Raw genomic sequence first — 25,583 nt, 5'->3', positions numbered from 1 at the left:
AAAGAAGCAGCAGGTCGGCGCGATCAGCCGCCGTGGCCGCGGGTTTCGAACCGGGGCAGCATGGCCGAGAAATCCTTGCCCGCGCCGTCTTCTTCTTCGACGAACCGGGCATAGAGCGCCTGGGCCAGGGCGCCCATGGGTGTGTCGGCATCGGCGGTGGCGGCGGCCTGTTGGGACAGGCGCAGGTCCTTGAGCATGAGGTCGGCGGCGAAACCGGGGGCATAGCCATTGTCGGCCGGCGAGGTCGGGCCGACGCCGGGGGCTGGGCAATAGGCGTTCATCGACCAGCTGTAGCCCGAGGAGGTCGAGACCACGTCGAACATCTTGTCGCGGGCCAGGCCCAGCTTGTCGGCCAGGGCAAAGGCTTCGCAGGTGGCGATCATGGTGACACCGAGGATCATGTTGTTGCAGATCTTGGCGGCCTGGCCGGCGCCCGATCCGCCGCAATGCACGGCCTTCTGACCCATGATGTCAAAGAGCGGGCGGGCCATGGCAAAGGCGGCATCCGAGCCGCCGGCCATGAAGGTCAGCGTGCCCGCCGCCGCGCCGCCGATACCGCCCGAGACGGGGGCGTCGACCGAAAGAAGTCCCGCGTCTTCAGCCTGTTGCGCGACGATCCTCGCGCTGTCGACATCGACGGTCGAACAATCGACAAGGGCTGATCCGGGGGCCATGGCGGGAATGACCTGGTCGGCCACGGCGCGCAGGATGGTGCCGTTGGGCAGCATGGTGATGACCACCTCGGCCCCGGTTGCGGCCTCGGCGGCGGATGTGGCGGCGGCCGCGCCGTCGACGGTGATGCCGGCGGTGTCGAACCCCGTGACCTGGTGCCCGGCGGCGACCAGGTTGGCGGCCATCGGCGCGCCCATGTTGCCCAAACCGATGAATGCGATTTTCATGGGCCTGTCTCCTCTTGGAACGTGATGTCATCGGCGCCCAGCGGCGCCAGCATGGCCGCGACGCGGGCCGGGTCGAGCGTGTCGAGCGTGTCGCGCCAGTGGGGGTTGCGATCCTTGTCGATGATCTGGGCGCGGATGCCTTCGAGGAAGTCACCCTGGTCCATGGCCCGCCATGTAAAGCGGTATTCGCCGGTCAGCGCGTCGCGGATCGTGGTGGAGGCATCCAGCCGGTCCAGCAGGCCGAGCGTTGCGGCCATGGCCAGGGGCGAATTGCGCCGGATCGCCTTTAGCGCAGCGGATGAGGTGTCGCTGTCATCCTCTTGAATTCGCTGAGAAATATCTGTCACGTCGCTGCCTGCGAACAGGCGGTCGATGCGCGCGGCCTCAGCGGCCAGGGGCGATGGCGGCGGGGCGTGGTCGGGGATGCAGGCGGTGTCGCCGGTGGCTTCGAGCCGGGCGATCAGGGCGGGCCAGTCGGCCTCGGGCAGGTAGCGGTCGGCAAAGCCCGCGTGGATGGCATCGCCCGGACTCATGCGCGCGGCGGTCAGGCCGAGATAGGCGCCCAGCCGGCCGGGCGCACGCGACAGCAGGTGGGTGCCGCCAACGTCGGGCACCAGGCCGATGCCGCATTCGGGCATGGCCATGCGGGAACTGTCGCCGACGATGCGGATGCCGCCGTGGCAGCCAATGCCCACGCCGCCGCCCATGGTGAAGCCCTGCATCAGGCTGATGACCGGCTTGGGGTAATCGGCCAGGCGGGCATTCATGCGGTATTCGTCGCGCCAGAAGCGGCGGCCGAATGCGTAATCGCCGGCCAGGCCGGTGTCGTAGAGCCGGGCGATATCACCGCCGGCGCAAAAGGCCTTGTCGCCCTGGGCATCGAGGACGACCAGGTCCACGGCCGGATCGTCGGCCCAGGCGATCAGCGCGGCGTCGATGGCCAGGCACATGTCGTAGCTGAGCGCGTTCAGCGCCTTGGGGCGGGTCAGGGTGATGCGGCCGGCGCGGCCGATGATGCGGATATCGGTCTCGGCCATGTCAGTGCCCGGCCAGCAGGCTGCGGGCGACGATCAACCGCATGATTTCATTGGTGCCTTCGAGGATCTTGTGCACCCTGAGGTCACGCACCAGCTTTTCGATGCCATAATCGGCCAGGTAGCCGTATCCGCCATGCATCTGCAGGCATTGGTCCACCACGCGCGAGCCGGTCTCGGTGACAAAGGCCTTGGCCATGGCGCAGAACTTGGTGGCATCCGGCGCGCCCTGGTCGAGCTTCCAGGCCGCCTGGCGCAGGAAGGTGCGCGCGGCCTGCAATTCGATTTCCATCTCGGCCAGGCGGAATTGCAGGGCCTGGAACTGGTCGATGCTGCGGCCGAAGGCCTTGCGTTCGGCCATGTAGGCCAGGGTCATGTCGAGGGCGGACTGGGCGGCGCCGAGCGAACAGGCGGAGATGTTCAGCCGGCCGCCGTCGAGGCCCATCATGGCATAGCGGAAGCCCTGGCCTTCCTCGCCGACAAGCGCCTCGGCGGGGATCTCGCAATCGTCGAACTGGACCTGGGCCGTGGGTTGGCTGCGCCAGCCCATCTTGTCCTCGGGGGTGCCGAAGGACAGGCCGGGCGTGCCGGCCTCGACATAGACGGTCGAGATGCCGCCCGGGCCGGCCGCGCCGGTGCGCACCATGCAGACATAGGCATCGGAATAGCCGCCGCCGGAGATGAAGGCCTTGGTGCCGGTCAGGCGATAGCCGGTGTCGGTGCGCTCGGCCCGGGTGGTCAGGGCGGCGGCATCCGAGCCGGAGCCGGGTTCGGTCAGGCAATAGGACAGGACCGTGTCCATGGTCAGCACGCCGGGCAGGACCCGGGCCTTGAAGGCATCGGAGGCAAAGCTGTCGATCATGCGGGCGCACATGTTGTGGATCGACAGGAAGGCCGCGACCGAAGGACAGGCCATGGACAGGGCTTCGAAGACCAGCGTGGCATCCAGCCGGCCCAGCCCGCTGCCGCCGCTGTCCTCGCTGACATAAAGCCCGCCAAAGCCCAACTCGGCCAGGCGGGGCCAGAGATCTTTCGGGATCGTGCCCTGGCGCTCCCAGAGGCGGGCATGTGGCGCGATGTTATCCTGTCCGAAGCCATGGGCCATGTCGAAGATGGCCTGCTGTTCCTCGCTCAGTGCAAAATCCATGGCACGCTCCCCCTCGTGGCCCGGTTTATTGAACAGATGTTCCATTGCTAGCCTTTGCAATGGGCAAGGGGCAAGTCGCAGGATCGCAAATCGGTCTTGCAGATTTGCCGGGGTGTCGGTCGAACGGGCGGGCAGGGCGCGACAGGTCCCAGAAAATTCGGCGAATTTTCTGGGACCTGTGGGCGACGGCCGCGCAGGGATCACGCCGCTGTGGCCGGCGGGCGGTTGCACAAGGTGATGCGCGGGCCTAAGCCGACCGGGCAGCAGCACAAGCAGGGGCAGGCACCATGGCCAGACGCAAATTTCCGCAGATGAACGCGATGCTGGACGAGCTCGACGTGGCTCTGGTCGACAAGCACGAGATCCGCGCCGAACGCGCCCGGCTCGAGGCCTTCGAGGCCCGGGGCGGGCTGGATGGCCCGGCCTATGCCCTGTCGCCCGGCATGGCCGATTTCGACATCGCGCAGCTGGTGGCCGATTACCGGGCCCATGCCGATGATCTCGACCGCCTGCGCCGGGCCAGCACCACGGGCTATGCGCCGGACAACGGCTATTACGACACGCCGGATGCCGAGGCGCTCTACCTGATGATCCGGCGGTTCAACCCGGCTCGGGTGATCGAGGTCGGCTGCGGCAATTCCACGAGGGTCACGCGCCAGGCCCTGCGCGACGCCGGATCGGACGGAACGATCACCGCCATCGATCCCTGGCCGCGGGCCGATATCGCCGGGGTCGTCGACCGGTTCGAACAGGGCTATGTCGAGGCCGTCGATCCGGCGCTTTTTGCCGAGCTGCAATCGGGGGACGTGCTGTTCATCGATTCCAGCCATGTCGTGCGCATGTCGAACGACGTGGCGCATCTGTTCTGCCGGATCATCCCCGCGCTGCCCTCCGGCGTGGTGATCCATGTCCACGACGTGTTCCTGCCCTACGAATACCCCAAGCGGTTCTTCTACGATTGCCCGGGCTGGGGTGAGCAATACATGCTGCATGCGCTGTTGCAGGGCGGGGGGTATGACATTCTCTGGCCGGGCTTCTACCTGCAGAAGGAACGCCCCGACGCGGTCGAGGCGCTGCCGTTCCTGGCCGGCGGGCGGGCGCAGAGCTTCTGGATGCGCAAGCGCTGAGGCCCGCGCGGTGGCGTTTCCCGCGCGGGAAACGCCGTCGCCCGATCAGAGCAGGCGCACCTGGGTGCCGACCTCGACCAGCGGGTACAACTCTTCGACATGCTGGTTGTAGAGCCCGATGCAGCCCGACGAGCTTTGCCGGCCGATCTTGCGGGTGTCATGGGTGCCGTGCACCAGGTAGGCCGGCCAGTCGAGATACATGGCCCGCGTGCCCAGCGGATTGCCCGGCTCGCCGCCTTCCATGCGCACCGGCAGGGTCGGATCGCGTTCGCGCATCGAGGCGGTGGGCGTCCAGCTGGGGAATTCGGTCTTGCGCACGATGCGCGAATAGCCGCGGCGGGTCAGCTCTTCGGACATCGGCACCGACGAGGGATAGAGCCGGTAGGAATAGCCGTCGCCCGACCAGTAATGCACGGCCCGGCTGGTGATGTCGGCCAGCAGGCAGCCGACGCCCAGCTCGTCGAAATGGTCCTGCCAGTTCTGCGTCGAGAAGGACGAGATGTTGCGCTGAACCGGGGTCTGGTCGCGGATCGCCGGCTCGTCGGTGGGGAAGGCGTCGGTCGACTGGGCGCGGGCCACGGCGGGCGTTGCCAGCGCCGCGGCGCCGGTCAGCAGGATCTTGCGGCGGGACAGCCGGGGGTCGGACATGGTGCTCGGTCCTCTTTCATCTGACACATGAGGCATTTGGCATATATTTACGCCGATCCGGTCGATCCGGCCAGCGGCAGGGCGGCGAATTGATCGCCCCTCACAAAGTTTTCACCGTCCGCGCCCAGAGGTCTGGCGGCGTATCGGCGGCGGCTGGCAGCGTTTCGGCAGAGGTCCGGAGAAGTCCCGGGCGAGGCCCGGCACCGTCATCGCGCCCCATGCGCCGGCCGATTCAGACCTTGTCGGCCTGTTCCAGCAGCGCGGCAAAGCTGGTCTCGGGCTGGCCCAGCAGCGCAAGGGCGCCGGCCTCGGTGTCCTGGATCAGGGGGATCACGCCGTCGAACGGCTCCCACGAGCGCAGGATCAGCTGCGACATCTCGCGGGCGATGCGGGTCGGCGCATAATAGACAAGCAGGGTTTCGATTCCGCCGCTGGCAAAAACTTCGACCTTCTTGGCCTGGACTTCGAAGAGCCGGGTAAAGTCTCTTTCAAATCCGGTGATGGCTTCGAGATCGACCAATTGCTTCTGGCCGGGCCGGCAATCGGGGTGTTGCATGTATTCGCCGAATACGGTCAGCGTATCATCGGCGCGAAGCATACCCTCGTAATGGACATAGACCAGCCCACGGCGCGGGAGAATTCGAAAACTTACAGACATTCCAGTTTGTTGCGCCCAAGTAGAAAGGGGACCGGCAATCGCCGATCCCCTCTGAAAACACGCTTTGACGAAATGGTCAATGTGGTGATTGACCTTTGTCAATCCAACGTCAATCCATGGCCTTGAAATTGAATTCGCCGCCATCCTTGATGCCCGAGAACCAGCGCGCCGTGACGGTCTTGGTCTTGGTGTAGAACCGGAAGGCGTCGGGGCCGTACTGGTTCAGGTCGCCGAATGCCGATTTCTTCCAGCCGCCGAAGGTGTGATAGGACAGCGGCACCGGGATCGGGAAATTGATGCCGACCATGCCGACATTGACGCGATGGGCGAAATCGCGGGCCGTGTCACCATCTGCGGTATAGATTGCGGTGCCATTGCCATAGGGATTGTCCATGGTCAGTTTCAGCGCTTCTTCATAAGAACCGGCGCGCACCTGCGACAGGACCGGGCCAAAGATCTCTTCCTTGTAGATTTCCATGTCCGGGGTGACATTGTCGAAAAGGGTCGGGCCGACGAAGAAACCGTTTTCATATCCCTGAAGCGAGAAATCGCGGCCGTCGCGGACCAGTGTTGCGCCCTGGTCGACACCGCTGGTGATCAGGCCCTTGATCCGCTCTTCGGCGGCCTTGGTGATGACCGGGCCGTAATCGACGTCGTCGCCGGCGGTGTAGGGGCCGACCTTCAGCTTGTCGATGCGCGGGACCAGCCGTTCGATCAGCGCCTCGGCGGTCTCTTCGCCGACGGGCACGGCCACCGAAATGGCCATGCAGCGTTCGCCGGCCGCACCAAAGCCCGCGCCGACCAGCGCGTCGGCGGCCTTGTCCATGTCGGCATCGGGCATGACGATCATGTGGTTCTTGGCGCCGCCGAAACATTGCGCGCGCTTGCCGTTGGCCGTGGCCCGGCCATAGATGTACTGGGCAATCGGCGTCGAGCCGACAAAGCCCACGGCGGCGATCGTGTCATTGTCGAGGATCGCGTCGACGGCTTCCTTGTCGCCGTTGACCACCTGCAGCACACCTTCGGGCAGGCCGGCTTCGCGGATCAGCTCGGCCAGGTAGAGCGCCGTCGACGGGCAGCGTTCAGACGGCTTGAGGATCATCGCGTTGCCGCAGGCCAGGGCCGGGGCCATCTTCCACAGCGGGATCATCGCCGGGAAGTTGAACGGGGTGATGCCGGCCACCACACCCAGCGGCTGGCGCATCGAATATAGGTCGATCCCCGGGCCGCCATCGTCGGTATATTCGCCCTTGAGCATGTGCGGTGCGCCCATGCAGACCTCGACGACCTCCAGCCCGCGCTGCACGTCGCCCCGGGCGTCGGGCAGGGTCTTGCCGTGTTCGCGGCTGACCAGCTCGGCCAGGGTGTCCATGTTCTCGTTGATCAGCTGGCCGAACTTCATCATCACCCGCGCGCGGCGCTGCGGGTTGGTCGCGCCCCAGGCGATCTGCGCCTCGGCAGCCTTGGCAATGGCCGTGTTGACTTCCTCGACGGTGGCCAGCGGAACCTTGGCCTGGACCTCGCCGGTGGCGGGGTTGAAGACCTCGGTGAACCGGCCCGACGTGCCCTGGACACGTGCGCCGTTGATATAGTGGCAGATCTCTTCCATCTGGTCTCTTCCCTGAATGGTCTGACAGTTGCGGCGCATCCTAGTCTTGCAGAAAAGGGCTGAACAGGGGCAAGATCTCAAAAAGGTATTGCAGTTTTGCAAAGGGAAGGGGGATCGGAATGGAGCCGCATTGGGACGACGTAAAGGTCTTTCTGGCCGTGGCCCGGGCGGAAAGCCTGTCGGGGGCCGGGCGCAAGTTGAAGATGGATCCGGCCACCGTGGGCCGGCGCATCCTGCGGCTGGAAACCGCCGTCGAGGCGCCGCTCTTCCGCAAGTCTCCCCAGGGCTATGCGCTGACCCCGGCGGGCGAACGGCTGCTGGCCCATGGCGAGCGGGTGGAACAGGCGATGCGCTCGGGCATGGATGCGATCACCGGATCGACCGACCGGCTGACCGGACAGATCCGCATCGGCGCGCCGGATGGCTGCGCCACCTACCTGCTGCCCCAGGTCTGCCTGTCGATCGCCGAGGACAATCCCGACATCGACATCCAGATCGTGGCCCAGCCCCGGGTGGTCAACCTGTCCCGGCGCGAAGCCGACATGGCCGTGACGGTCAGCCCGCCCACCGCCGGCCAGCTGGTGGTGCAGAAGATCACCGATTACCACCTGCACCTGGCCGGGTCGGCCGATTACCTGGCCCGCCACCCGCTGGCCGGCACCGGCGATCTGCGCGGCCGGCCGATGGTCGGCTATATCCCCGACATGATCTTCGATGCCGAGCTGGATTACCTGCACGAGCTGGGCGTCGAACGGGTGGCCCTGGCCTCGAACTCTGTGCCCGTCCAGCTGCGCATGACCGAAGGCGGGCAGGGGCTTTGCGTGGCCCATGACTTCGCGCTGCCCTCGCATCCGGGTCTGCGCCGCGTGCTGACCGACGATATCTCGCTGACCCGGGCCTTCTACCTGGTGCGCCACCAGAGCGACCAGAAAAGCGAACGTCTCAACCGCTTTTCCCAGCTTCTGGCCGAGCGGTTGCGGGCCGAGGTGCTGCGTCTGGAAGCTGCGGCTTGACTTTAACTTTTATTGCGGCAACGCTTTAGGAATAGAAAGAAAAATACCAAACGAAACTGGCATGGGAGGAGACGCATGCTTGTTCACCAGATCCTGAGGTCCAAGCCCGAGGCCGGGGTTGTGACCGTCACCCCCACGACCCCCATTTCCGAAGCGGCGACCATCCTGGCCGAGCGCCGCATCGGCACCGTCCTGGTCAGCGAAGACGGCAAGACCCCCCTGGGCATCCTGTCGGAACGCGACATCGTGCGCGAGCTGTCGCGGGCGGGGGGCGGCTGCCTGACCCGGCCGGTCAGCGATTACATGACGCGCAACCTGATCACCTGCACGGCCCAGTCCAACGTGGCCGAGGTGCTCAAGAAGATGACCGACGGCCATTTCCGCCACATGCCCGTGCTGGACGAGGACGGGGCGCTGATCGGGCTGATTTCGCTGGGCGACGTGGTCAAGGCGCAGCTGCAGAAACTGGAAATGGAAAAGGATGCGCTCGAAGGCATGATCATGGGCCACTAGCCCGCTTGCATCGGCCACGAAATTTTGTTTCGGTGCAACCCGGTACGCAAGTGGGAGGACCGTCATGCGCGTCGGGTTGTATCCGGGAACATTCGACCCGGTCACGCTGGGTCATATCGACATCATCCGCCGCGCCTCGGCGCTGGTGGACAAGCTGGTGATCGGCGTGGCGATCAACCGGGACAAGGGGCCGCTCTTCTCGCTGGAAGAGCGTGTGTCGCTGCTGGAACCCGAGCTGGCCAGCCTGTCCGAACAGACCGGCACCCAGATCGTGGCCCATCCCTTCGAGAACCTGCTGATCGATTGCGCCCATGATGTCGGCGCGTCGATCATCGTGCGCGGGCTGCGGGCGGTGGCGGATTTCGAGTATGAATTCCAGATGGTTGGCATGAACCGGGCGCTCGACGATTCCGTCGAGACGGTGTTCCTGATGGCCGAGGCCCGGCATCAGGCGATCGCGTCCAAGCTGGTCAAGGAAATCTGCCGGCTGAACGGTGACGTGTCCAAGTTCGTACCGCCGGCGGTACATGACGCGCTGGTCCGCCGTCTGCACGGTTAGTCGCGAGGCGGCCTTGCAAGAGGCCGATGAGCCGGGCGGGGCGGTGTGTATCGGGCGCGATGCCCTGGACCGAAGCGCCGGGCGGGGCACGGGTCCGTGGCCATCCGCCGGGCGGTGGTGACGCCCGCGACCAATTTCACCCGATCACCCCAATGAAAAAGGGCGGGAAAGATCCCGCCCTTGTCCTGTGCTCTACCGGCCCCGCGGCCGGCGCATTCAGACCTTGGCCATCGCCACGGCCGTATCGGCCATGCGGTTGGAAAAGCCCCATTCGTTGTCATACCAGGTCAGGATGCGCACCATCGTGCCGTCCATGACCTTGGTCTGGTCCAGGTGGAAGATCGACGAATGCGGGTCGTGGTTGAAATCCATCGACACGTTTGGCTTGTCGGTATAGCCGAGGATGCCTTTCAGCGGCCCGTCCGCTGCCGCCTTGATCGCGGCGTTGATCTCTTCGACGCTGGTCTCGCGCGCGGCGTTGAACGTCAGGTCGACCACCGACACGTTCGGCGTCGGCACCCGGATGGCCACCCCGTCCAGCTTGCCGTTCAGCTCGGGCAGCACCAGCCCCACGGCCTTGGCCGCCCCTGTCGAGGTCGGGATCATCGACATCGCCGCCGCCCGGGCGCGATAGAGATCCTTGTGCATCGTGTCCAGCGTCGGCTGATCGCCCGTATAGCTGTGGATCGTGGTCATGAAGCCCTTTTCGATGCCGATCGCATCGTTGAGCACCTTGGCAACCGGTGACAGGCAATTGGTCGTGCAGGAAGCATTCGACACCACGACGTGATCGCCGGTCAGCTGGTCATGGTTGACCCCGTAGACCACCGTCAGATCCGCGCCCGACGCCGGCGCCGAGACCAGCACCTTGCTGGACCCGTTCTGCAGATGCGCCGCGGCCTTGTCGCGGGCGGTGAAGATCCCGGTGCATTCCAGGGCGATATCCACGTCGCCCCAGGGCAGGGCGGCCGGATCGCGTTCGGCCGTGACCTTGATCGGCCCATAGCCCACGTCGATCGCATCGCCCGCCACCTTGACCTCGGCCGGGAACCGGCCGTGCACGCTGTCGAACTGCAGCAGATGCGCATTGGTCTCGACCGGGCCGAGATCGTTGATCGCGATCACCTCGATGTCGCTGCGCCCGCTTTCCACGATCCCGCGCAGCACGTTGCGCCCGATCCGTCCAAATCCGTTGATGGCAACTTTGACTGTCATCTGTCCTCTCCCGGCTGGCGGGCCGCCGGACCCGCAATGGCGCCGATGCGGCGCCGGTGATGAAGGCGTGTCTTGTTTGCGCTAACAACGCAGGTAACAACACGGCGCGCCCCGCCTTGTCAACCGCCCGCGCGGGCGATCGCCAATGGGCTCAGCGCCAGAAGGCCATCCATTCGATCAGATCGTAAAGCTTTTTTCCAAGGAAGATGGTGTGATCGGTCCCGAAAACGGCCAGGTCCAGCACAATGGCGACGCTGATCACGACCGCGAGAAAAAGCGCCAGGCTGTTGGTCATCGGGACATCCGCAAAAGGAAAGGCCCGGCCAGATATGCCTGACCGGGCCTCGTGCCGCAAGTTCGCAGCCTGTTCGTCGTTGCCGCGTGTCCGGGCGGGGCCGTTTCCGACGCCGCCGCCCGGGCCAGGGCCGGGTGGCGCGGGGCCGGCTCAGGCCGCCGCCAGCGCCGATTTCTGCAGCCGGCCCATGGCCACGGCCACGTCGGCCATGCGCGCCGAAAAACCCCATTCGTTGTCATACCAGGCCAGCACGCGCACCATGCGGCCATCGACGACCCGGGTCTGGTCGGGCGCAAAGATCGAGCTTTCCTCGGTGTGGTTGAAATCGACCGACACCTTCTGTTCGCTGTCATAGGCCAGCACGCGGGCCATCTTGCCCTTGACCGCAGCGGCCACGGCGGCGTTGACCTCTTCGGCCGTCACGTTGCGCCCGGCGCGGAAGGTCAGGTCGACGGCCGAGACATTCGGCGTCGGCACGCGAATCGACGACCCGTCCAGCTTGCCCTTCAGCTTGGGCAGCACCTCGCCCAGGGCCTTGGCCGCACCGGTGGTGGTGGGGATCATGGCCATGGCCGCCGCGCGGGCGCGATAGAGGTCCTTGTGCCGGCGGTCGATCGTCGACTGGTCGCCGGTATAGGAATGCACGGTGGTCATGATGCCGTGTTCGATGCCAAAGGCCTCGTCCAGCACCTTGGCCAGCGGGGCCAGGCAATTGGTCGTGCACGAGCCGTTCGACACCATGGTCGTGTCGGCGCTGAGCTCGTGGTCGTTGACGCCATAGACCACGGTTTTCTGGACGTTCTTGGCCGGGGCCGAGATCAGCACCGCGCCGGCGCCCTGGTCCAGGTGCACGGCAGCGGTCTCGCCGTCGTTGAACTTGCCGGTGCATTCCAGCACCACGTCGCAGCCCGACCAGTCGATCTCGGCCGGGTCATAGGTCGAATACATCTGGATCGGGCCCTGGCCCAGGTCCATCGTGCCGTCGCCGACGGTGATCTGGCCGGGGAAGCGGCCGTGCACGCTGTCATAGCGCATCAGGTGGGCGGCCGTGTCCAGCGGGCCGGTGGCATTGACCTTGACGACGCGGATGTCGTCGCGCCCCGACTGGGCGATGTGCGAAAGGGTGCAACGGCCGATGCGGCCAAAGCCGTTGATGCCAACATGGATGGTCATGAAACGCGCTCCGAAAAAGGGTTTCCTTGGCCGTGATATAGACGCTGCACAGCAGCGCGAAAAGCCAAAAACAGCGTGTTTTTAGTATGTTAGCGCAAACCAATGCCGGTTGCGCTAACGCTTGCCTTGGGGCGGATATGCTCTAGGGTTCCCGGCGACACCGGCCCCGGGCCGGCGGATGGACAGGCTGGGCAAAGGCAAGGAACCAGGGCATGAGCGGACTTCTCGCATTGTTGGACGACGTGGCGGGGATCGCCAAGGTGGCGGCGGCGTCGGTCGACGACGTGGCGGCCCAGGCGGCCAAGGCCGGGGCCAAGGCAGCCGGGGCGGTTATCGACGACGCGGCGGTGACGCCCAAATACGTGCACGGGTTCGATGCCAGCCGCGAGATCCCGATCATCTGGCGCATTGCCAAGGGATCGTTCCGCAACAAGCTGGTCATCCTGTTGCCCATCGCCCTGCTGCTGTCGCAATTCGCGCCCTGGGCCATTGCCCCGCTGCTGATGCTGGGCGGAGGCTACTTGTGTTACGAAGGGGCCGAGAAGGTCCTGCATTCCTTCCTGCCCCACGAGGGCCATGCGCCCGAGGTCAACCCGGTGGATACCGATCCGGCCCACCTGGAAGAGGAAAAGGCCAGCGGGGCGATCAAGACCGATTTCATCCTGTCGGCCGAGATCATGACCATCGCGCTGTCGGCGATTCCCGACGGCCATTGGGCCTGGGTCGGGCTGGTTCTGGCCATCGTGGGCATCGGCATCACCATCGTGGTCTATGGCGCGGTGGCGCTGATCGTGAAGGCCGATGACTTCGGGCTCTACCTGGCGTCCAGCCCCTCGGGCGCGGTGCGGGGGATCGGCCGGGGCATCGTGCATGTCATGCCCCATTTCATGAAGATCCTGACCATCGTCGGCACGGCGGCCATGCTCTGGGTCGGCGGGTCGATCGTCATCCATTCGCTGGAACAGCTGGGCCTGAGCGCCATCGGCCATGCCATCCACGGCGTGGCGGCCTTTGTCGGCCACCTGGTCCCCGAGAACCTGACGGCCACGGTCGAATGGCTGGTCACGGCGCTGATCGACGGCATCTTCGGCGTGGCCCTGGGCGCGGCGCTGATGCCCCTGGCCGAACATGTCATCCAGCCGGTGATCCGGCTGTTTGGTGGCGGCGACAAGGACGGCGCCGCCCACTGAGCCAGGGCGTCGGGCGTTTGATCCGGGGCGCGCGGGCGTGTCCCGGTCAGGTTTGGGGTGTTCCGGTTCGGTGCGTGCGGTCCCGTCCGGGGGGTGTTTTCCAGTCCGGGGAAAACGAAAGCCGGGCAGAACGATTGGCCAAGGTGGACGCGTGGTGGCCTGGGCAGGACCGCGGGGCACATCACGGCCCGGTTTGGCCCGGTTTGGTGTGTGCGCTCCCGTCCGGCGAACATCGAAGCCGGTCAGAACGATTGGCCAAGGCGAGACCATGGTGGCAAGGGCAGGACCGTGGGGCGCATCACGGCCCGGGTTGGCCCGGTTTGGCGTGTGCGCTCCCGTCAGGCGAACATCGAAGCCGGTCAGAACGATTGGCCAAGGCGGGACCATGGTTCCAAGGGCAGGACCGTGGGGCGCATTACGGCCCGGGTTGGCGCGCGTCGATCTGCGCGATTCAGCCTGGCGAGCGTCGTGCGGACCCGTGATCGCGGCCCGGTCCACTGGGCACGTTCCGGTGTGTGCCATCCAGTCCGATGATCACGCAACAAACCTGCCCGGCCCGGCGCATCCGCGGGCCAGGGCGTTCCGGGGTGACAGGGGCGGGGCCGCAGGGCGCCCGCCCGATGGGTCAGCCTTCGACCTCGTCGACCGACTGGGCGTTGAGCTGGCCGTAATTCTGTTCGCCGATCCGGTCGTGCAGCTCGATCTGGGTTTCCAGGAAGTCCACGTGGCCTTCCTCGTCGACCAGCAGTTCCTCGAACAGGGCCATCGACACGTAATCGCCGACCTCGTTGCAATACTTGCGGGCCTCGGAATACAGCGCCACCGCATCCATTTCGCCGGCCAGATCGCAGGTCAGCGTCTCGCGCACGTTTTCGCCGATGCGCAGCGGGTCCAGCGTCTGCAGGTTGGGGTGGCCTTCGAGAAAGATGATGCGGTCGATGATCTTGTCCGCGTGATGCATCTCTTCGATGGATTCGGCCCGCGATTTCTTGGCCAGCTTGCCATAGCCCCAATCGGCCTGCAGCCGGTAGTGCAGCCAGTACTGGTTGACCGCCGTCAGCTCGGCCCTAAGAGCCCTGTTGAGATATTCGATGACCTTGGTGTCGCCCTTCATGCGCCTTGTCCTTCTCGCGGTACCTGGGTTTCAACCCGCGCAGGACCGCGGGTACCTCTAGGTTATCGCTTTGGCGCATGGTGGCAACAAACAGATGCATGCACCCGCCGCAATCGGGCTTTTTCCCGAGCGCGCGGTAGACCTTGCCGGGGGTGATGATCGTCGCCGGATCGGCGCTGCGCATCCAGTCGATGGCCGAATTGATGTCGGTGTCGCTGATGCGCTGGCAACTGCAGATGATCATTCGTTAGGTCCCGGTCGCTTGTGCCTTATAGATGACAGAATTACTCGGGAAGTCAATTCCGATAAAAACGCTCATCTTCAGCAAACCGTGAGCGGGCGGCGATCTGCCGCTGACTGCCGTGGTTTTGGTCGTGTTCAGGGGGCTGAGATGGACAGACGGACGGGGCGCAAGCGGCAGATGGTGATCATGGCGGATCGGGGCGGTCAGGGTGTGGCGCGGCCGACCGTCAAGCAGACCGGGGAAAGCGGCAAGCGCCCGGTGAGTAACGGATGAGACACGCCCGATCCGGCCCGGGCAAGGCAAGCCGACATGGCCGGAACGATGGGGGACGGGCAGGCGGGGTCAGATGCGGCCGGGAAAGGCGGACCGGGGGCCAGGGGCCGGGCCGCCCATGGGCCACAAAAAAGGCCCACCGGCGGGTGCCGGCGGGCCTTCTGGATGTGATCGGGGCAAAGGATCAGGCGAGCAGAGCCTTGACCTTGCCAACCACACCCTCGGCAGTGATGCCGAATTTCTCGTAGAGCACGTCGGCCGGGGCCGAGGCGCCAAAGCTGTCCATGCCGACGAAGCCGGCCTTGGCGTCGCGGCCACGTTCGCCCAGCAGCCAGCGGTCCCAGCCCTGGCGCACGGCGGCCTCGATGCCCACGCGCACCGGCCCGGCGGGCAGCACGCGCTTGCGATAGGCTTCGTCCTGCTGGGCGAAAAGCTCCATGCAGGGCATGGACACGACGCGCGTGCCGATGCCTTCGGCCTGAAGCGCCTCGCGGGCTTCCAGGGCAATGGCCACTTCCGAACCGGTGGCCATCAGGATGACCTGCCGCTTGCCCTCGGCTTCGGCCAGGATATAGGCGCCCTGGGCGGTGAGGTTCTTGGTCTTGTGCTCGGTCCGCACGGTCGGCAGGCCCTGGCGGGTCAGCGACAGCACCGACGGCGTGTCCTGCTGGGTCAGCGCCAGTTCCCAAGCTTCGGCGGTTTCCACCGTGTCGGCCGGGCGGAAGACCAGCGTGTTGGGCGTGGCCCGGCTGATCGCCAGGTGCTCGACGGGCTGGTGGGTCGGGCCGTCTTCGCCCAGGCCGATCGAATCGTGGGTCATGACAAAGACCGTCGGCACCTTCATCAGCGCGGCCAGGCGCATGGCCGGACGGGCGTAGTCGGTGAAGCACATGAACGTGCCGCCGTAGGGCCGGATGCCGCCATGCAGCGCCATGCCGTTCATCGCCGCGGCCATGCCGTGTTCACGGATGCCGTAATGGATGTAGCGGCCCTTGCGGTTGTCGGTGTCGAAGATGCCCAAGTCGCCGGTCTTGGTGTTGTTCGACCCGGTCAGGTCGGCCGAACCGCCGATGGTCTCGACCATCATCGGGTTGACCACTTCCAGCACCATTTCCGAGCTCTTGCGCGTGGCCACCTTGGGCGCGCTCTCGCTGACCTGCTTCTTCAGCGCGCGGATCGTGGCCGACAGGCGCTTGGGCGCTTCGCCGGCGATGACCCGGTTGAACCGGTTGCGCTTGGCTTCGCCCTGGGCGGCCAGGCGGTCGTCCCAGGCGGCCTTGTCCGCCGCGCCGCGCTTGCCGATCTCTTCCCAGGCCGTCTTGACCTCGTCGGTAACCTCGAAGGCACCGGCGGGGGCGCCATAGGCCTTCTTGGCATCAGCAATCAGCGTTGCATCGGTCAGCGCGCCATGGCCCTTGGACGTGTCCTGGGCCGAGGAGCCGATGGCGATATGGGTCTTGCAGGCGATCATCGACGGTTTCTTGGTCGACTTGGCCGCCGTGATCGCGGCGTCGATCGCCTCGGGGTCATGGCCGTCGATTTCCTGGACATGCCAGCCGCTGGCCTTGAACCGCGCAACCTGGTTGGTGCGGTCGGCCAGGTCGACGGTGCCGTCGATGGTGATGTTGTTGTTGTCCCAGAACACGACCAGCCGGCCCAGTTCCTGGCGCCCGGCCAGGGCGATGGCTTCCTGGCTGACGCCTTCCATCAGGCAGCCGTCGCCGGCGATGACATAGGTGTAGTGATCGACCAGCGACTTGCCGAACCGCGCCCGCAGGCTGGCCTCGGCGATGGCAAAGCCCACCGAATTGGCGATGCCCTGGCCCAGTGGGCCGGTCGTCGTCTCGATCCCGGCGGCCAGGAAGTTTTCCGGGTGGCCGGCGGTCTTGGCGCCCCACTGGCGGAAGTTCTTGATCTGGTCCAGCGTGATCTCGTCGGAGCCGGTGAGATAGAGCAGCGAATAGATCAGCATCGACCCATGGCCGGCCGACAGGATGAACCGGTCGCGGTCGGGCCATTGCGGATTGGCCGCATCGAACTTCAGATGCTTTTCAAAGAGCACCGTGGCCACGTCGGCCATGCCCATCGGCATGCCGGAATGGCCGGAATTCGCGGCGGCGACGGCATCCAGCGTCAGGGTGCGGATGGCGGCCGCCTTGGCCCAATGTTCGGGGTTGGCATTGCGCAGCGCAGTGAGATCCACCGGGACACTCCTTGATTTGATCTCTGTTCGACGCTGAATACCAAGCGGGGCGCAAAGTGCAAGCGCGCGCCCCGGGTCAGCCGGGCCGCCCAAGTGCTTGATTGCAATGGCTGGGCAATTCTTGTTCCCATTCGTTAAACTGGACCGCGCCGGCCGGACGCGCGATTCGCGGTCCGGTCCGGGGCAGGGAGCAAACGACAACCGCACGAAGCAAGGTGACGGGCATGAGCGAAATCGAGGAATTGCAGGGGCGGATCGTCGCCGCCATGCAGCGGATCCGCACCGGGCTGGACGGGCTTGGCCCGGCGGTCGACGCCCCCGAACCGGGGCTGGCCGAGGCATTGGAAGAGGAACGGCTGGCCAATGCCCAGCTGGCCGAGCGCATCCTGTCCCTGCGGGCGCGCCATGACACGGAACTGGCCACGCTGAAAAAGGAAATCGAGGCCCAGTCGGACGCGATGGCCCGGCTGGACATGGATGTTCAGCGCCTGCGCCAGGCCAATGACCAGCTGCGCGACAGCAATGCGCAGCTGCGTGCGGCCAACGAAGAGGGCGTCGGCGCCCCCGACCTGATCAACAAGGCCATGCTGGCCGAGCTGGAAGCCCTGCGTGCGGCGCGGGCGGCCGAAACCGCCGAGGCCGGGGCGATCCTGGCCCGGCTGCAGCCGCTGCTGGCGGCGGCCAATTCGACCCTGGCCAATGACACCGACGAGGAGGACGCCTGATGCCCGAGGTGACGATCCAGATCGGCGGCCGTGATTTTGCCGTGGCCTGCCAGGAAGGCGAGGAAAGCTACCTGCAATCGGCCGCGGCCATGCTGGACGAAGAGGCCCAGGTGCTGGCCCAGCAGATCGGGCGCATGCCCGAGGGGCGGATGTTGCTGATGGCCGGGCTGATGCTGGCCGACAAGACCGCGGCGGTCGAAGACCGCATCCGCGAGGTAGAGGCCGTGCTGGCCGAACGCGATGCCGAACTGGCGGCCTTCCGCGATGCGCCGCCGCCCGAGCCCGAGCGTGTCGAGGTGCCGGTGGTGCCGGCCTCGGTGACCGACACGCTGGCCGAACTGGCCGCCCAGGCCGAGGCACTGGCTGCCGAGGTCGAGGAAAAGGCCGAAGGCGAGGCGCCGGCCGACGAAACCACGCCGCCGGCCTGAGCCCGGCACCGGGCCGTGGGCGGCGGTGATCCGCCCACGGCCCGCCCCTTTGCCACCCCCTTTCCCGGGCCGCGGATTTTCCGCGACGGATCGACGGGGCTCCTGCGTTTGCTAGGGACAAGACCCTAAAGACAGGAGCGGATTATGAAATCCTTGTTGATCGCTTCCCAGGTCCTGGCCGTCACGGCCGCCTCGGCCTTTGCCCAGACCACCCCCGACACCCAGGCGCCGACGACGCCGCCGGCCCGCGAACAGGCGGCCGAGCAGGGCGCGGCCGGTGGGGCCATGGGCCACGGGAAGGGCAAGGGCCCGCGGCCCGAACACCAGGCCCGGGGCGAGGGCTATCACCATGGTCAGTATCCCGGCCAGATGGGCATGGGGCAGGGGATGGGCCAGGGCATGCGCCCCGGTGGCATGCCCGGCATGATGCCTCCGATGATGGCGCCCATGATGCCCGGCTACGCCATGGTGCCGGGCTATGTCATGGTGCCGGTCATGCCGCCGATGATGCCCCAGATGATGCCGATGCCGCAAATGATGCCCCAGATGATGCCCGGCATGGGGCCGCAGATGGGCCAGCAGATGATGCCCCATCCCGGCGGCATGATGGGCGGCCATGGCCCGCAGGGCGGCAAGCCCGGCATGGGTGAGCACCGGCGCATGTCCGGCAAGGAAGTTGGCCCCGGCCAGGCCCGTGGGCCGCTGCGCCACCCGCCGTTCTTTGCCGAGCTGATGGCCGATGGCGAAATCTCGCGGGCCGAGTTCGATGCCAAGGCCGACCAGATCTTCGGCCGGCTCGATGCCAATTCCGACGGCGTGATCACCCGCGACGAGCTGCCCCGAGCGCGCCGCGACCAGGCGGGCGCGCCCGGCCAGCCTCCCGCGGCAGCGGCGGATGACACCGCTCCGGCCACGGCCGACGAATAGGCCGCGCGGCGCCTGACAGCGCGGAGCCTGACAGCGCAGAAACGGAAAACGGCCCCCGGGACATCTCCCGGGGGCCGTTTGCATCAGGATCGGCCGTGCCGGGTCAGGCCCGGGCGAGCGGCGTTCAGGCGTTGGCTTCGCGGATCTTGTTCGCCGCGTCCTTGTCGTAAGTCACGCCATTGTCTTCGAACAACGTGTCCAGCTCGCCCGACAGGGTCATTTCGGTGATGATGTCGCAGCCGCCGACAAATTCGCCCTTCACATAGAGCTGGGGGATCGTCGGCCAGTCGGAGAAATCCTTAATGCCCTGGCGGATCTCGTCATCGGCCAGCACGTTCACGTCGGTGAAATCGACGCCCATGTAGTTCAGCACCCCGGCCACGCGGCTGGAAAAGCCGCATTGCGGCATCGACTTGGTGCCCTTCATGAAGAGCACCACGGTGTTGGCGGTGATCGTGTCCTTGATCTGCTGTTCAGCACTCATGTTCTTGTCCCTTTACGGTCGAAGGTGGGGTCGCGGCGGGGGCCGGGCGATCTGCGGCCCGGCGGCCCCTGCGGTCGGTCAGTCGGGCGCCTTGGTGGTCAGGGCCAGGGCATGCAATTCGCCCTGCGCGCCGTCCATCTTGCCCTTGAGCGCGGCATAGACCGCGCGCTGCTGCTGCACCCGGTTCTTGCCGCGGAAACTTTCGTCGATCACCTCGGCCGCGTAATGGTTTCCGTCCCCCGCGAGGTCGGTGATGGTGATCCTGGCCTCCGGAAAGCTCTCCCGGATCAGAGTCTCGATTTCATGGGCTTGCATGGCCATGGCGATGGTCTCCCTGCTCGGTGAGAAAATGTAGGCCGTGGCCCGGCCCGGTGCAAGACGCAGGGCAGGCCCCGCATGCGCGCCGGTCCGGGCGGCGGCGGCTCAGCCCACGGCCTCGGCAAAGGCCCCGCGATAGAGCGCGGTCAACTCGTCCAGCGGCGCTTCGCTGCTTCCGAACTTGACGCTGTCGCCGGCGAACTTGCCCACGGTCGAGATCTGCACCCCGGCCTGGCCGGCGCGGATCATCAGCTCTTCGGCGCAATCCCAGTTGCAGGCGATCAGGTAACGGGCCTGGTCCTCGGCAAAGAGCGCCGGGGTGCTGCCGTCGTCGATCTGGATGCCCACGCCCGAGGCTTCGGCCATCTCGAAGGCGGCCAGCGCCAGCCCGCCGTCGCCCAGGTCGGTGCAGGCGCGGATCAGGTCGACATTGGCGCGGATGAACTCTCCGTTGCGCTTTTCGGCGTCCAGGTCGACGGTGGGCGCGGTGCCGTCCTCGCGGTTGAACACTTCGGCCAGCAGGGCCGAGCGGCCCAGGTGGCCGGTGGTCTCGCCGACCAGGATGGCCAGGTGGCCGTCACGGGCGGTGCCGGCGATCATCTGGTCGGCATGGGCGATCAGCCCGACCGCGCCGATGGTCGGCGTCGGCAGGATCGGCTCGCCGTCGGTTTCGTTGTAAAGCGACACGTTGCCCGACACGATGGGCATGTTCAGCGCCTCGACCGCCGCGCCGATGCCCTGGATGGCGCCGACGAACTGGCCCATGATCTCGGGCTTTTCGGGGTTGCCGAAGTTCATGTTGTCGGTCGTGGCCAGCGGCCTGGCCCCCACGGCGCAGAGGTTGCGCCAGGCTTCGGCCACCGCCTGCTTGCCGCCCTCGACCGGGTCGGCCACCACGTAGCGGGGCGTCACGTCCGAGGTGAAGGCCAGCAGCTTGTCGGTGCCATGCACGCGGATCACGCCCGCGCCCAGCCCCGGGTTGCGCACGGTATCGGCCATGACCATGCTGTCGTATTGCTCGTAAACCCATTGCTTGGCGGCATAATTCGGGCTGGAGATCAGGCCCTTCAGCCCGTCGATCGCGTCGATCTCCGGCACGTCGGCCATCGGCTCGGGCGCCTCGGTCGGCTCCCAGGGGCGGTCGTATTCCGGGGCCTCGCCCGACAGCGCCTTGAGCGGCAGATCGGCCTTTACCTCGCCGCCATGCATGACGATGAACCGGTCCTCGGGGATGGTTTCGCCGACGATGGCGAAATCCAGGTCCCACTTGTCGAAAACGGCCTTGGCCTCGGCCTCTTTCTCGGGGCGCAGGACCATCAGCATGCGTTCCTGGCTTTCCGAGAGCATCATCTCATAGGCCGTCATCGCCTTTTCGCGGGTCGGCACCCGGTCGAGGTCCAGCTTGATGCCCAGGTTGCCCTTGTCGCCCATTTCCACGGCCGAACAGGTCAGGCCTGCGGCGCCCATGTCCTGGATCGAGATCACCGCGCCGGTGGTCATCAGTTCGAGGCAGGCTTCCATCAGGCATTTCTCGGTGAACGGGTCGCCGACCTGCACCGTGGGGCGCTTTTCCTCGATGGTCTCGTCGAATTCGGCCGAGGCCATGGTGGCCCCGCCGACACCGTCGCGGCCGGTCTTGGCGCCCAGGTAGACGACGGGCATGCCCACGCCCGAGGCGGCCGAGTAGAAGATCTTGTCGGCGTCGGCCAAACCGGCTGCAAAGGCATTGACCAGGCAATTGCCGTTGTAAGCGGCATGGAACCGCACTTCGCCGCCCACGGTCGGCACGCCAAAGGCATTGCCGTAACCGCCGACACCGGCGACGACACCGGCCACCAGCGATTTCGTCTTGGGGTGGGCCGGCTCGCCAAAGCTGAGCGCGTTCATCGCCGCGATGGGCCGCGCGCCCATGGTGAACACGTCGCGCAGGATGCCGCCCACGCCCGTCGCCGCGCCCTGGTAGGGCTCGATGTAGGACGGGTGGTTGTGGCTTTCCATCTTGAAGACCACCGCCTGGCCATCGCCGATATCGACCACGCCGGCGTTCTCGCCGGGGCCGCAGATGACCTGGGGGCCCTTGGTGGGCAGGGTCCGCAGCCATTTCTTCGACGACTTGTAGGAACAATGTTCGTTCCACATGGCCGAAAAGATGCCGATCTCGGTGAAATTCGGCTCGCGATCGAGGATTCGCAGGATATCCGCGTATTCCTCGGGCTTCAGCCCGTGAGCTTCGATCAGTTCCGGCGTGATTGCGGGCTCCGACATGGCCTGCGCTTCCTTTGTCCCGTTCCCGTTGATGGTCCTTTACCGAAGCGCCGCGCAAGGTGAAAGCCCCCCACGCGAAAGCCCCCGGGCGTGATGCGCGGGGGCCTTGGTCTGTTCGGGGCATGTGCCGGGCGGATGCGGCCGGCGGCCCGGGGGCAATGTCACCCCCACAGGTCAGGTCAGTTTTCGACCTTGGCCGCTTCGCGGGCCTCTTGCTGCAGGGCGCCGTTGGCGTCGATCCAGCCTTTCAGCTCTTCGGCGGTCCACAGGACGGTCAGCTCACCGGTGGTTTCCCACTTGTCGTCCAGTTCGAATTCCCAGCCGGCATATTCGTCGTTGAAGCTGTCGTCGAAGGTGACCAGGATCATCCGGTCGCCATCGGCTTCGGTGGTGGCCGACGACACGACGCCGATCATTTCACCGTCCGAGGTGTAGACCGGGTTGCCCACGAAATCGAGCGTCTCTTCATAGACACTGTCGGTGTTGTCTGCAGCCGGCGAGTCTTCGGACACAACCGTGGCGCTTGCGGCGGTTGCGATGCCAAGGGCGAAAATCGAAGTCATAACAAGGCGTTGCATTGTACATTCCCTTCCGTGTTGCTCTGGTTGGTCAACCGCGGGCACCCGGATAGGTTCCAAGAAAATTGCACATAAACACATCGGCCCGGTCCGAAGGAAACATATCGCCCCGCTCCGAAGGGGTGCGTCGGCCCGCTCCGCCGGCCCGGTTTCGCGCCCCCGACTGGGCCCGCAATGCCCCGCAAAGGACGCGGCCCGCAAACGACAACCGCCCCGTCGCGGGGACGGGGCGGGCAGGGCTGCGGCGCCATCGCGCAAGGGTCGGGCGGGGCGTCAGCCCGGCGGGTTCTCCTGCTGCTGCACGGCGGCCCCGGCGGCCGCGGCAATGGCCTTGCGCTCGTCGTCGGACAGGTCCTCGTCTTCGAGCGCGGGAATGGCCACGCGCACCTCGCGGCGGGCGAACTCGATGTCGTTCTCGCGGAAGGCATTCTTGACCCGGTTGTAGATCTCCTTGCGGATCGTGAACTGGGTGCCCGGCTTGGCCATGAACTTGCCCCGGATGATCATGCCGACATCGTCGAAATCGAACACGCCCTGGCTTTTGAACGGCTCCAGGAAGTCGTCCTTGTACAGCTCGTCGGCCATCATCTCGGCGCCGATCTTCTTGAAGATCTTCTTGACCTTGTTGGGATCGGTGTCGAACGGCACGGTGAACTTGAGCTTCATGATCACCCAGTCGCGGCTGTAATTGGTCAGCTTGGAAATCTCGCCATAGGGGATCGTGTGCACCGGTCCGCGGTGGTGGCGCAGCTGGAACGAGCGGATCGAGATCTTTTCGACCGTGCCGGTGGTGCCGCCGACATCGACATATTCGCCGACCCGGAAGGCATCGTCGATCAGGAAGAAGATCCCGCCGACCACGTCCGACACCAGCTTCTGGGCGCCGAACCCGATGGCCAGGCCCAAGATGCCGGCCGAGGCCAGCAGCGGCGTGGTGTCGATGCCCAGCGAGCCGATGGCCAGCAGGGCAAAGACCACGACGATGGCCACCTGCACGGCCGCCAGCACCAGCGGCAGGACGGTGGTCAGCCGCGAGCCGCCCGCGCCGCCGCCTTCGCCGCCGGTCTCGGTTTCGGCCGGGTTGCCCATCGAGGTCTGTTCCCGCGCCAGCCGGCGGTTGACCCAGAGCGCGGCCAGTTCGAAGGCGATGTAGCCCACGGCACAGGTCATCACGAATTCGATCAGGTCGGCGCCAAAGCTTTCCTGGCCGGTCAGCTTGATGTTCCAGATGTCGCGGATGATCATCGCCACGGCGGCAACCAGCACGACTCGCCCGATGCGGATATAGCTGCGCTTGGTCGCCTCGTGGGCATGTTCGGCCACCGGGCCCTCGCCGATCATCGGCGGCACCAGGTGACGGGTCAGGCCGCGGATCATCGTGTCGAGCAGCGGCGCGATCAGCAGCCAGAACAGCGTCTTGTAATGGGCACCGCCCAGCAGCAGGGCGATTTCGTTCATGCCGATCAGCGTGTTGACCACGACCCACATCACGACGGAAACGATCACCGCGTACCAGGGATAGGCCCGCGAGATCATCTTCTCGTAGCGGGTGGGGGATTCCGGATTGCCCAGCATCATGCCGATCAGGGCCTCGCGGGCCTGCATGGCGATGATGATGATGTAGACATAGACCGCGCTGTCGAACCAGAAGCCGATGCGTGTCAGGCCCGGCTCGACCCCGAAGCGCGCGTTGAAGGCGACGACGAAGATGGTCAGCCCGCTGAGGAAGACCAGGCCGACGATGTTGCGCTGCAGGTAGCGGGCCCAGTGGTCGTCGACCGTGAGCAGGCGCTTGTCGGGCCGTTTCGGAGCCAGGACAAAGCGCCCGATGGCCGCGGCCAGGCGGGGCATCCAGATCAGGTAGATGGCAAACGGCCCGGCAAAGATGATCTGTTCGGGGCTCAGCAGCAGCCGTCCGGCGATGCGGATGACCAGGTAGAAGGCCGCCAGCCCGATCAGCTCGCGGATCAGCCGCCGAGCGAGGAAGCTGACCGTGTCGAGCAGGCCGCTGTCCTCGTCGGTCTCGGCCAGCGGTTCCTTCTGCCAGCGGCGGAACAACATCGATACCAGCCGTTCCGCGCCATAGGCCAGCGCCAGGACCACGGCCATCAGCAGGAACATCACAAAGGCCCCGCCGACCCCGTAGGTGTCAAAGAACGCGCCCAGGGCGCTGACCTGGCCCGACAGCAGCATGGGCAGGCGCTGGATGGCCATGGTGATCGACCCGCTGAACGCCTGCCAGGCGCTCATGATGTCATGTGTCAGCGTGTCGGGCCCGGTCGAGGCGGCATCGGCGGCGGCCACGGCATCGAGCCGGTCGAGCAGCATGCTGCGCACCTGGTCGTCCGACATCCGCGCGACCATGGCCTCGATGGCCTGGGGCGTCAGCGGGTCGGGCAGGCTGGGCGTGGCGGGGGGCGCCGACGACCCGCCCGAGGACGAACCGGGCATGTGCTGGGCCTGGGCGGACAGCGCGAAAACGGCCGTCACGGCGGCCAGCAGGATGATCCTGGCAAAATGGAACATGGGGACACCACCTGTGGGCGATTAACCTGAATACGCGGCCAGCCTAACGAGCGGCGGCCTCCGGGCAAGGCCGCAGGCCGGGCCGGGCCGAGAAAGGCGCACGATTGTGTGATCGGGGGAACGGGTGGGCCGGGCAGGGGCGCGCGGGCCAGCCACGGCATTTCCGCCGGGGCCAAAAAAAAGGCCGAGCACTAAGCTCGGCCGAAGTCCAACAGGGAGGTATGAAGGTGATGCTCAGCTGAGCGTTCCCACCTTCAATTGCGCATTTAGGGGGCGGGATGCGAACGATCAAGAGCGATCGGCCGAATCGAGGTCAACTCCGCTATGCATCTGGTGCATGCCTTGACCTGTTCCCAATGCATGGCTGGCCGGTGCGGTCCGATCGGACCCCGGAGAAGACAGTCCAAGACCTAGCGCG

The 25,583-nt window shown here is 66.2% G+C and carries 26 protein-coding genes; 9 read left to right on the top strand and 17 right to left on the bottom strand.

Features of this window, described 5'->3' with window-relative positions; translation table 11 throughout:
* Nucleotides 1-23: 23 nt before the first annotated feature.
* Genes mmsB through ACK3BB_RS15375 form a run of 3 tightly spaced genes read right to left on the bottom strand, consistent with a single transcriptional unit; the run spans nucleotide 24 to nucleotide 3,080 of the window.
* Nucleotides 24-899 carry a 3-hydroxyisobutyrate dehydrogenase gene (gene mmsB, locus ACK3BB_RS15385; RefSeq protein WP_428925521.1) on the bottom strand — a complete coding sequence of 292 codons (876 nt, stop codon included), beginning with the start codon at nucleotides 897-899 and terminating at the stop codon, nucleotides 24-26.
* Nucleotides 896-1,936 carry an enoyl-CoA hydratase/isomerase family protein gene (locus ACK3BB_RS15380; RefSeq protein ID WP_428925520.1) on the bottom strand — a complete coding sequence of 347 codons (1,041 nt, stop codon included), beginning with the start codon at nucleotides 1,934-1,936 and terminating at the stop codon, nucleotides 896-898. The genes mmsB and ACK3BB_RS15380 overlap by 4 nt, the downstream gene beginning before the upstream one ends.
* Nucleotide 1,937: 1 nt before the next feature.
* Nucleotides 1,938-3,080 (bottom strand): acyl-CoA dehydrogenase family protein, encoded by a 1,143-nt coding sequence (locus ACK3BB_RS15375; protein ID WP_428925519.1) that lies wholly within the window; start codon nucleotides 3,078-3,080, stop codon nucleotides 1,938-1,940.
* 287 nt (nucleotides 3,081-3,367) lie between these two features.
* Here ACK3BB_RS15375 and ACK3BB_RS15370 point away from each other — a divergent pair, with 287 nt between their 5' ends.
* Nucleotides 3,368-4,207 carry a class I SAM-dependent methyltransferase gene (locus ACK3BB_RS15370; RefSeq protein WP_428925518.1) on the top strand — a complete coding sequence of 280 codons (840 nt, stop codon included), beginning with the start codon at nucleotides 3,368-3,370 and terminating at the stop codon, nucleotides 4,205-4,207.
* Between the two features lie 45 nt (nucleotides 4,208-4,252).
* Here ACK3BB_RS15370 and ACK3BB_RS15365 read toward each other — a convergent pair whose 3' ends face one another.
* The 3 genes from ACK3BB_RS15365 to ACK3BB_RS15355 all read right to left on the bottom strand — a co-directional run bounded on the left by ACK3BB_RS15365 (nucleotide 4,253) and on the right by ACK3BB_RS15355 (nucleotide 7,122).
* Nucleotides 4,253-4,855, bottom strand: coding sequence for a L,D-transpeptidase (locus ACK3BB_RS15365; RefSeq protein WP_428925517.1), 603 nt, complete (start codon nucleotides 4,853-4,855; stop codon nucleotides 4,253-4,255).
* Nucleotides 4,856-5,087: 232 nt separating this feature from the next.
* Nucleotides 5,088-5,453: a hypothetical protein gene (locus ACK3BB_RS15360; RefSeq protein ID WP_428925516.1), complete on the bottom strand. Its 366-nt coding sequence runs from the start codon at nucleotides 5,451-5,453 to the stop codon at nucleotides 5,088-5,090.
* Nucleotides 5,454-5,622: 169 nt separating this feature from the next.
* Nucleotides 5,623-7,122, bottom strand: coding sequence for a CoA-acylating methylmalonate-semialdehyde dehydrogenase (locus ACK3BB_RS15355; RefSeq protein WP_428925515.1), 1,500 nt, complete (start codon nucleotides 7,120-7,122; stop codon nucleotides 5,623-5,625).
* Nucleotides 7,123-7,241: 119 nt separating this feature from the next.
* Between ACK3BB_RS15355 and ACK3BB_RS15350 the strand changes: the two genes are divergently transcribed.
* From ACK3BB_RS15350 to coaD, 3 genes are all read left to right on the top strand, one after another.
* Complete coding sequence (locus tag ACK3BB_RS15350) at nucleotides 7,242-8,135, top strand: LysR family transcriptional regulator (protein WP_428925514.1); 894 nt, start codon at nucleotides 7,242-7,244, stop codon at nucleotides 8,133-8,135.
* Nucleotides 8,136-8,210: 75 nt separating this feature from the next.
* On the top strand, nucleotides 8,211-8,648 hold the full coding sequence (locus ACK3BB_RS15345; protein WP_428925513.1) for a CBS domain-containing protein: 438 nt from the start codon (nucleotides 8,211-8,213) through the stop codon (nucleotides 8,646-8,648).
* Nucleotides 8,649-8,712: 64 nt separating this feature from the next.
* A complete protein-coding gene (gene coaD / locus ACK3BB_RS15340) occupies nucleotides 8,713-9,207 on the top strand; it encodes a pantetheine-phosphate adenylyltransferase (RefSeq protein ID WP_428925512.1) in 495 nt (164 codons plus the stop codon).
* 216 nt (nucleotides 9,208-9,423) lie between these two features.
* Here coaD and gap (ACK3BB_RS15335) read toward each other — a convergent pair whose 3' ends face one another.
* From gap (ACK3BB_RS15335) to gap (ACK3BB_RS15325), 3 genes are all read right to left on the bottom strand, one after another.
* The gene (gene gap, locus ACK3BB_RS15335) at nucleotides 9,424-10,422 is read right to left on the bottom strand and encodes a type I glyceraldehyde-3-phosphate dehydrogenase (RefSeq protein ID WP_428925511.1); all 999 of its coding nucleotides are present in this window, start codon (nucleotides 10,420-10,422) and stop codon (nucleotides 9,424-9,426) included.
* Nucleotides 10,423-10,573: 151 nt separating this feature from the next.
* Nucleotides 10,574-10,717, bottom strand: coding sequence for a hypothetical protein (locus tag ACK3BB_RS15330; RefSeq protein WP_428925510.1), 144 nt, complete (start codon nucleotides 10,715-10,717; stop codon nucleotides 10,574-10,576).
* 150 nt (nucleotides 10,718-10,867) lie between these two features.
* Entirely contained in the window at nucleotides 10,868-11,890 is a 1,023-nt protein-coding gene (gap, locus tag ACK3BB_RS15325) for a type I glyceraldehyde-3-phosphate dehydrogenase (protein WP_428925509.1), read from the bottom strand.
* 212 nt (nucleotides 11,891-12,102) lie between these two features.
* On the opposite strand from gap (ACK3BB_RS15325), the gene ACK3BB_RS15320 reads away from it, so the two are divergent.
* Nucleotides 12,103-13,080, top strand: coding sequence for a DUF808 domain-containing protein (locus ACK3BB_RS15320; protein WP_428925508.1), 978 nt, complete (start codon nucleotides 12,103-12,105; stop codon nucleotides 13,078-13,080).
* 625 nt (nucleotides 13,081-13,705) lie between these two features.
* Here the strand turns inward: ACK3BB_RS15320 and bfr are convergent.
* Together bfr and ACK3BB_RS15310 are read right to left on the bottom strand one after the other, a co-directional pair.
* Nucleotides 13,706-14,194 carry a bacterioferritin gene (gene bfr, locus ACK3BB_RS15315; protein WP_428925507.1) on the bottom strand — a complete coding sequence of 163 codons (489 nt, stop codon included), beginning with the start codon at nucleotides 14,192-14,194 and terminating at the stop codon, nucleotides 13,706-13,708.
* Nucleotides 14,148-14,438, bottom strand: a complete 291-nt coding sequence (locus ACK3BB_RS15310) for a (2Fe-2S)-binding protein (RefSeq protein ID WP_428925506.1) — start codon at nucleotides 14,436-14,438, stop codon at nucleotides 14,148-14,150. Before ACK3BB_RS15310 ends, bfr begins: the two co-directional genes overlap by 47 nt.
* A gap of 147 nt (nucleotides 14,439-14,585) precedes the next feature.
* On the opposite strand from ACK3BB_RS15310, the gene ACK3BB_RS15305 reads away from it, so the two are divergent.
* Nucleotides 14,586-14,711, top strand: a complete 126-nt coding sequence (locus ACK3BB_RS15305) for a hypothetical protein (RefSeq protein WP_428925505.1) — start codon at nucleotides 14,586-14,588, stop codon at nucleotides 14,709-14,711.
* Nucleotides 14,712-14,895: 184 nt separating this feature from the next.
* Here the strand turns inward: ACK3BB_RS15305 and tkt are convergent, their stop codons facing one another.
* Complete coding sequence (gene tkt, locus ACK3BB_RS15300; RefSeq protein ID WP_428925504.1) at nucleotides 14,896-16,914, bottom strand: transketolase; 2,019 nt, start codon at nucleotides 16,912-16,914, stop codon at nucleotides 14,896-14,898.
* Between the two features lie 224 nt (nucleotides 16,915-17,138).
* Here tkt and ACK3BB_RS15295 point away from each other — a divergent pair, with 224 nt between their 5' ends.
* From ACK3BB_RS15295 to ACK3BB_RS15285, 3 genes are all read left to right on the top strand, one after another.
* On the top strand, nucleotides 17,139-17,639 hold the full coding sequence (locus tag ACK3BB_RS15295; RefSeq protein ID WP_428925503.1) for a hypothetical protein: 501 nt from the start codon (nucleotides 17,139-17,141) through the stop codon (nucleotides 17,637-17,639).
* Nucleotides 17,639-18,067, top strand: coding sequence for a cell division protein ZapA (locus tag ACK3BB_RS15290; protein WP_428925502.1), 429 nt, complete (start codon nucleotides 17,639-17,641; stop codon nucleotides 18,065-18,067). Before ACK3BB_RS15295 ends, ACK3BB_RS15290 begins: the two co-directional genes overlap by 1 nt.
* A 144-nt stretch (nucleotides 18,068-18,211) precedes the next feature.
* On the top strand, nucleotides 18,212-18,994 hold the full coding sequence (locus ACK3BB_RS15285) for a hypothetical protein (protein WP_428925501.1): 783 nt from the start codon (nucleotides 18,212-18,214) through the stop codon (nucleotides 18,992-18,994).
* Nucleotides 18,995-19,118: 124 nt separating this feature from the next.
* On the opposite strand, the gene grxD is transcribed toward ACK3BB_RS15285, so the two are convergent.
* The 5 genes from grxD to ACK3BB_RS15260 form a co-directional block, all read right to left on the bottom strand.
* Entirely contained in the window at nucleotides 19,119-19,478 is a 360-nt protein-coding gene (grxD, locus tag ACK3BB_RS15280; protein WP_428925500.1) for a Grx4 family monothiol glutaredoxin, read from the bottom strand.
* Nucleotides 19,479-19,556: 78 nt separating this feature from the next.
* Complete coding sequence (locus tag ACK3BB_RS15275; protein ID WP_428925499.1) at nucleotides 19,557-19,799, bottom strand: BolA/IbaG family iron-sulfur metabolism protein; 243 nt, start codon at nucleotides 19,797-19,799, stop codon at nucleotides 19,557-19,559.
* 102 nt (nucleotides 19,800-19,901) lie between these two features.
* Complete coding sequence (gene purL / locus ACK3BB_RS15270) at nucleotides 19,902-22,061, bottom strand: phosphoribosylformylglycinamidine synthase subunit PurL (protein WP_428925498.1); 2,160 nt, start codon at nucleotides 22,059-22,061, stop codon at nucleotides 19,902-19,904.
* Between the two features lie 179 nt (nucleotides 22,062-22,240).
* Complete coding sequence (locus tag ACK3BB_RS15265) at nucleotides 22,241-22,639, bottom strand: hypothetical protein (protein ID WP_428925497.1); 399 nt, start codon at nucleotides 22,637-22,639, stop codon at nucleotides 22,241-22,243.
* 273 nt (nucleotides 22,640-22,912) lie between these two features.
* Nucleotides 22,913-25,165, bottom strand: a complete 2,253-nt coding sequence (locus ACK3BB_RS15260; protein ID WP_428925496.1) for a mechanosensitive ion channel family protein — start codon at nucleotides 25,163-25,165, stop codon at nucleotides 22,913-22,915.
* Nucleotides 25,166-25,583: the final 418 nt, after the last annotated feature.

This window comes from Marinibacterium sp. SX1 (assembly GCF_050389775.1).
Lineage (GTDB): Bacteria > Pseudomonadota > Alphaproteobacteria > Rhodobacterales > Rhodobacteraceae > Marinibacterium.
This window is presented reverse-complemented; position numbering and strand designations above follow the sequence as displayed.

What these genes read in the sequence shown, in the direction of transcription:
- mmsB (WP_428925521.1), bottom strand. Translation starts at nt 899, where the DNA reads ATGAAAATCGCATTCATCGGTTTGGGCAACATGGGCGCGCCGATGGCC.
- ACK3BB_RS15380 (WP_428925520.1), bottom strand. Translation starts at nt 1,936, where the DNA reads ATGGCCGAGACCGATATCCGCATCATCGGCCGCGCCGGCCGCATCACC.
- ACK3BB_RS15375 (WP_428925519.1), bottom strand. Translation starts at nt 3,080, where the DNA reads ATGGATTTTGCACTGAGCGAGGAACAGCAGGCCATCTTCGACATGGCC.
- ACK3BB_RS15370 (WP_428925518.1), top strand. Translation starts at nt 3,368, where the DNA reads ATGGCCAGACGCAAATTTCCGCAGATGAACGCGATGCTGGACGAGCTC.
- ACK3BB_RS15365 (WP_428925517.1), bottom strand. Translation starts at nt 4,855, where the DNA reads ATGTCCGACCCCCGGCTGTCCCGCCGCAAGATCCTGCTGACCGGCGCC.
- ACK3BB_RS15360 (WP_428925516.1), bottom strand. Translation starts at nt 5,453, where the DNA reads ATGCTTCGCGCCGATGATACGCTGACCGTATTCGGCGAATACATGCAA.
- ACK3BB_RS15355 (WP_428925515.1), bottom strand. Translation starts at nt 7,122, where the DNA reads ATGGAAGAGATCTGCCACTATATCAACGGCGCACGTGTCCAGGGCACG.
- ACK3BB_RS15350 (WP_428925514.1), top strand. Translation starts at nt 7,242, where the DNA reads ATGGAGCCGCATTGGGACGACGTAAAGGTCTTTCTGGCCGTGGCCCGG.
- ACK3BB_RS15345 (WP_428925513.1), top strand. Translation starts at nt 8,211, where the DNA reads ATGCTTGTTCACCAGATCCTGAGGTCCAAGCCCGAGGCCGGGGTTGTG.
- coaD (WP_428925512.1), top strand. Translation starts at nt 8,713, where the DNA reads ATGCGCGTCGGGTTGTATCCGGGAACATTCGACCCGGTCACGCTGGGT.
- gap (WP_428925511.1), bottom strand. Translation starts at nt 10,422, where the DNA reads ATGACAGTCAAAGTTGCCATCAACGGATTTGGACGGATCGGGCGCAAC.
- ACK3BB_RS15330 (WP_428925510.1), bottom strand. Translation starts at nt 10,717, where the DNA reads ATGACCAACAGCCTGGCGCTTTTTCTCGCGGTCGTGATCAGCGTCGCC.
- gap (WP_428925509.1), bottom strand. Translation starts at nt 11,890, where the DNA reads ATGACCATCCATGTTGGCATCAACGGCTTTGGCCGCATCGGCCGTTGC.
- ACK3BB_RS15320 (WP_428925508.1), top strand. Translation starts at nt 12,103, where the DNA reads ATGAGCGGACTTCTCGCATTGTTGGACGACGTGGCGGGGATCGCCAAG.
- bfr (WP_428925507.1), bottom strand. Translation starts at nt 14,194, where the DNA reads ATGAAGGGCGACACCAAGGTCATCGAATATCTCAACAGGGCTCTTAGG.
- ACK3BB_RS15310 (WP_428925506.1), bottom strand. Translation starts at nt 14,438, where the DNA reads ATGATCATCTGCAGTTGCCAGCGCATCAGCGACACCGACATCAATTCG.
- ACK3BB_RS15305 (WP_428925505.1), top strand. Translation starts at nt 14,586, where the DNA reads ATGGACAGACGGACGGGGCGCAAGCGGCAGATGGTGATCATGGCGGAT.
- ACK3BB_RS15295 (WP_428925503.1), top strand. Translation starts at nt 17,139, where the DNA reads ATGAGCGAAATCGAGGAATTGCAGGGGCGGATCGTCGCCGCCATGCAG.
- ACK3BB_RS15290 (WP_428925502.1), top strand. Translation starts at nt 17,639, where the DNA reads ATGCCCGAGGTGACGATCCAGATCGGCGGCCGTGATTTTGCCGTGGCC.
- ACK3BB_RS15285 (WP_428925501.1), top strand. Translation starts at nt 18,212, where the DNA reads ATGAAATCCTTGTTGATCGCTTCCCAGGTCCTGGCCGTCACGGCCGCC.
- grxD (WP_428925500.1), bottom strand. Translation starts at nt 19,478, where the DNA reads ATGAGTGCTGAACAGCAGATCAAGGACACGATCACCGCCAACACCGTG.
- ACK3BB_RS15275 (WP_428925499.1), bottom strand. Translation starts at nt 19,799, where the DNA reads ATGGCCATGCAAGCCCATGAAATCGAGACTCTGATCCGGGAGAGCTTT.
- purL (WP_428925498.1), bottom strand. Translation starts at nt 22,061, where the DNA reads ATGTCGGAGCCCGCAATCACGCCGGAACTGATCGAAGCTCACGGGCTG.
- ACK3BB_RS15265 (WP_428925497.1), bottom strand. Translation starts at nt 22,639, where the DNA reads ATGCAACGCCTTGTTATGACTTCGATTTTCGCCCTTGGCATCGCAACC.
- ACK3BB_RS15260 (WP_428925496.1), bottom strand. Translation starts at nt 25,165, where the DNA reads ATGTTCCATTTTGCCAGGATCATCCTGCTGGCCGCCGTGACGGCCGTT.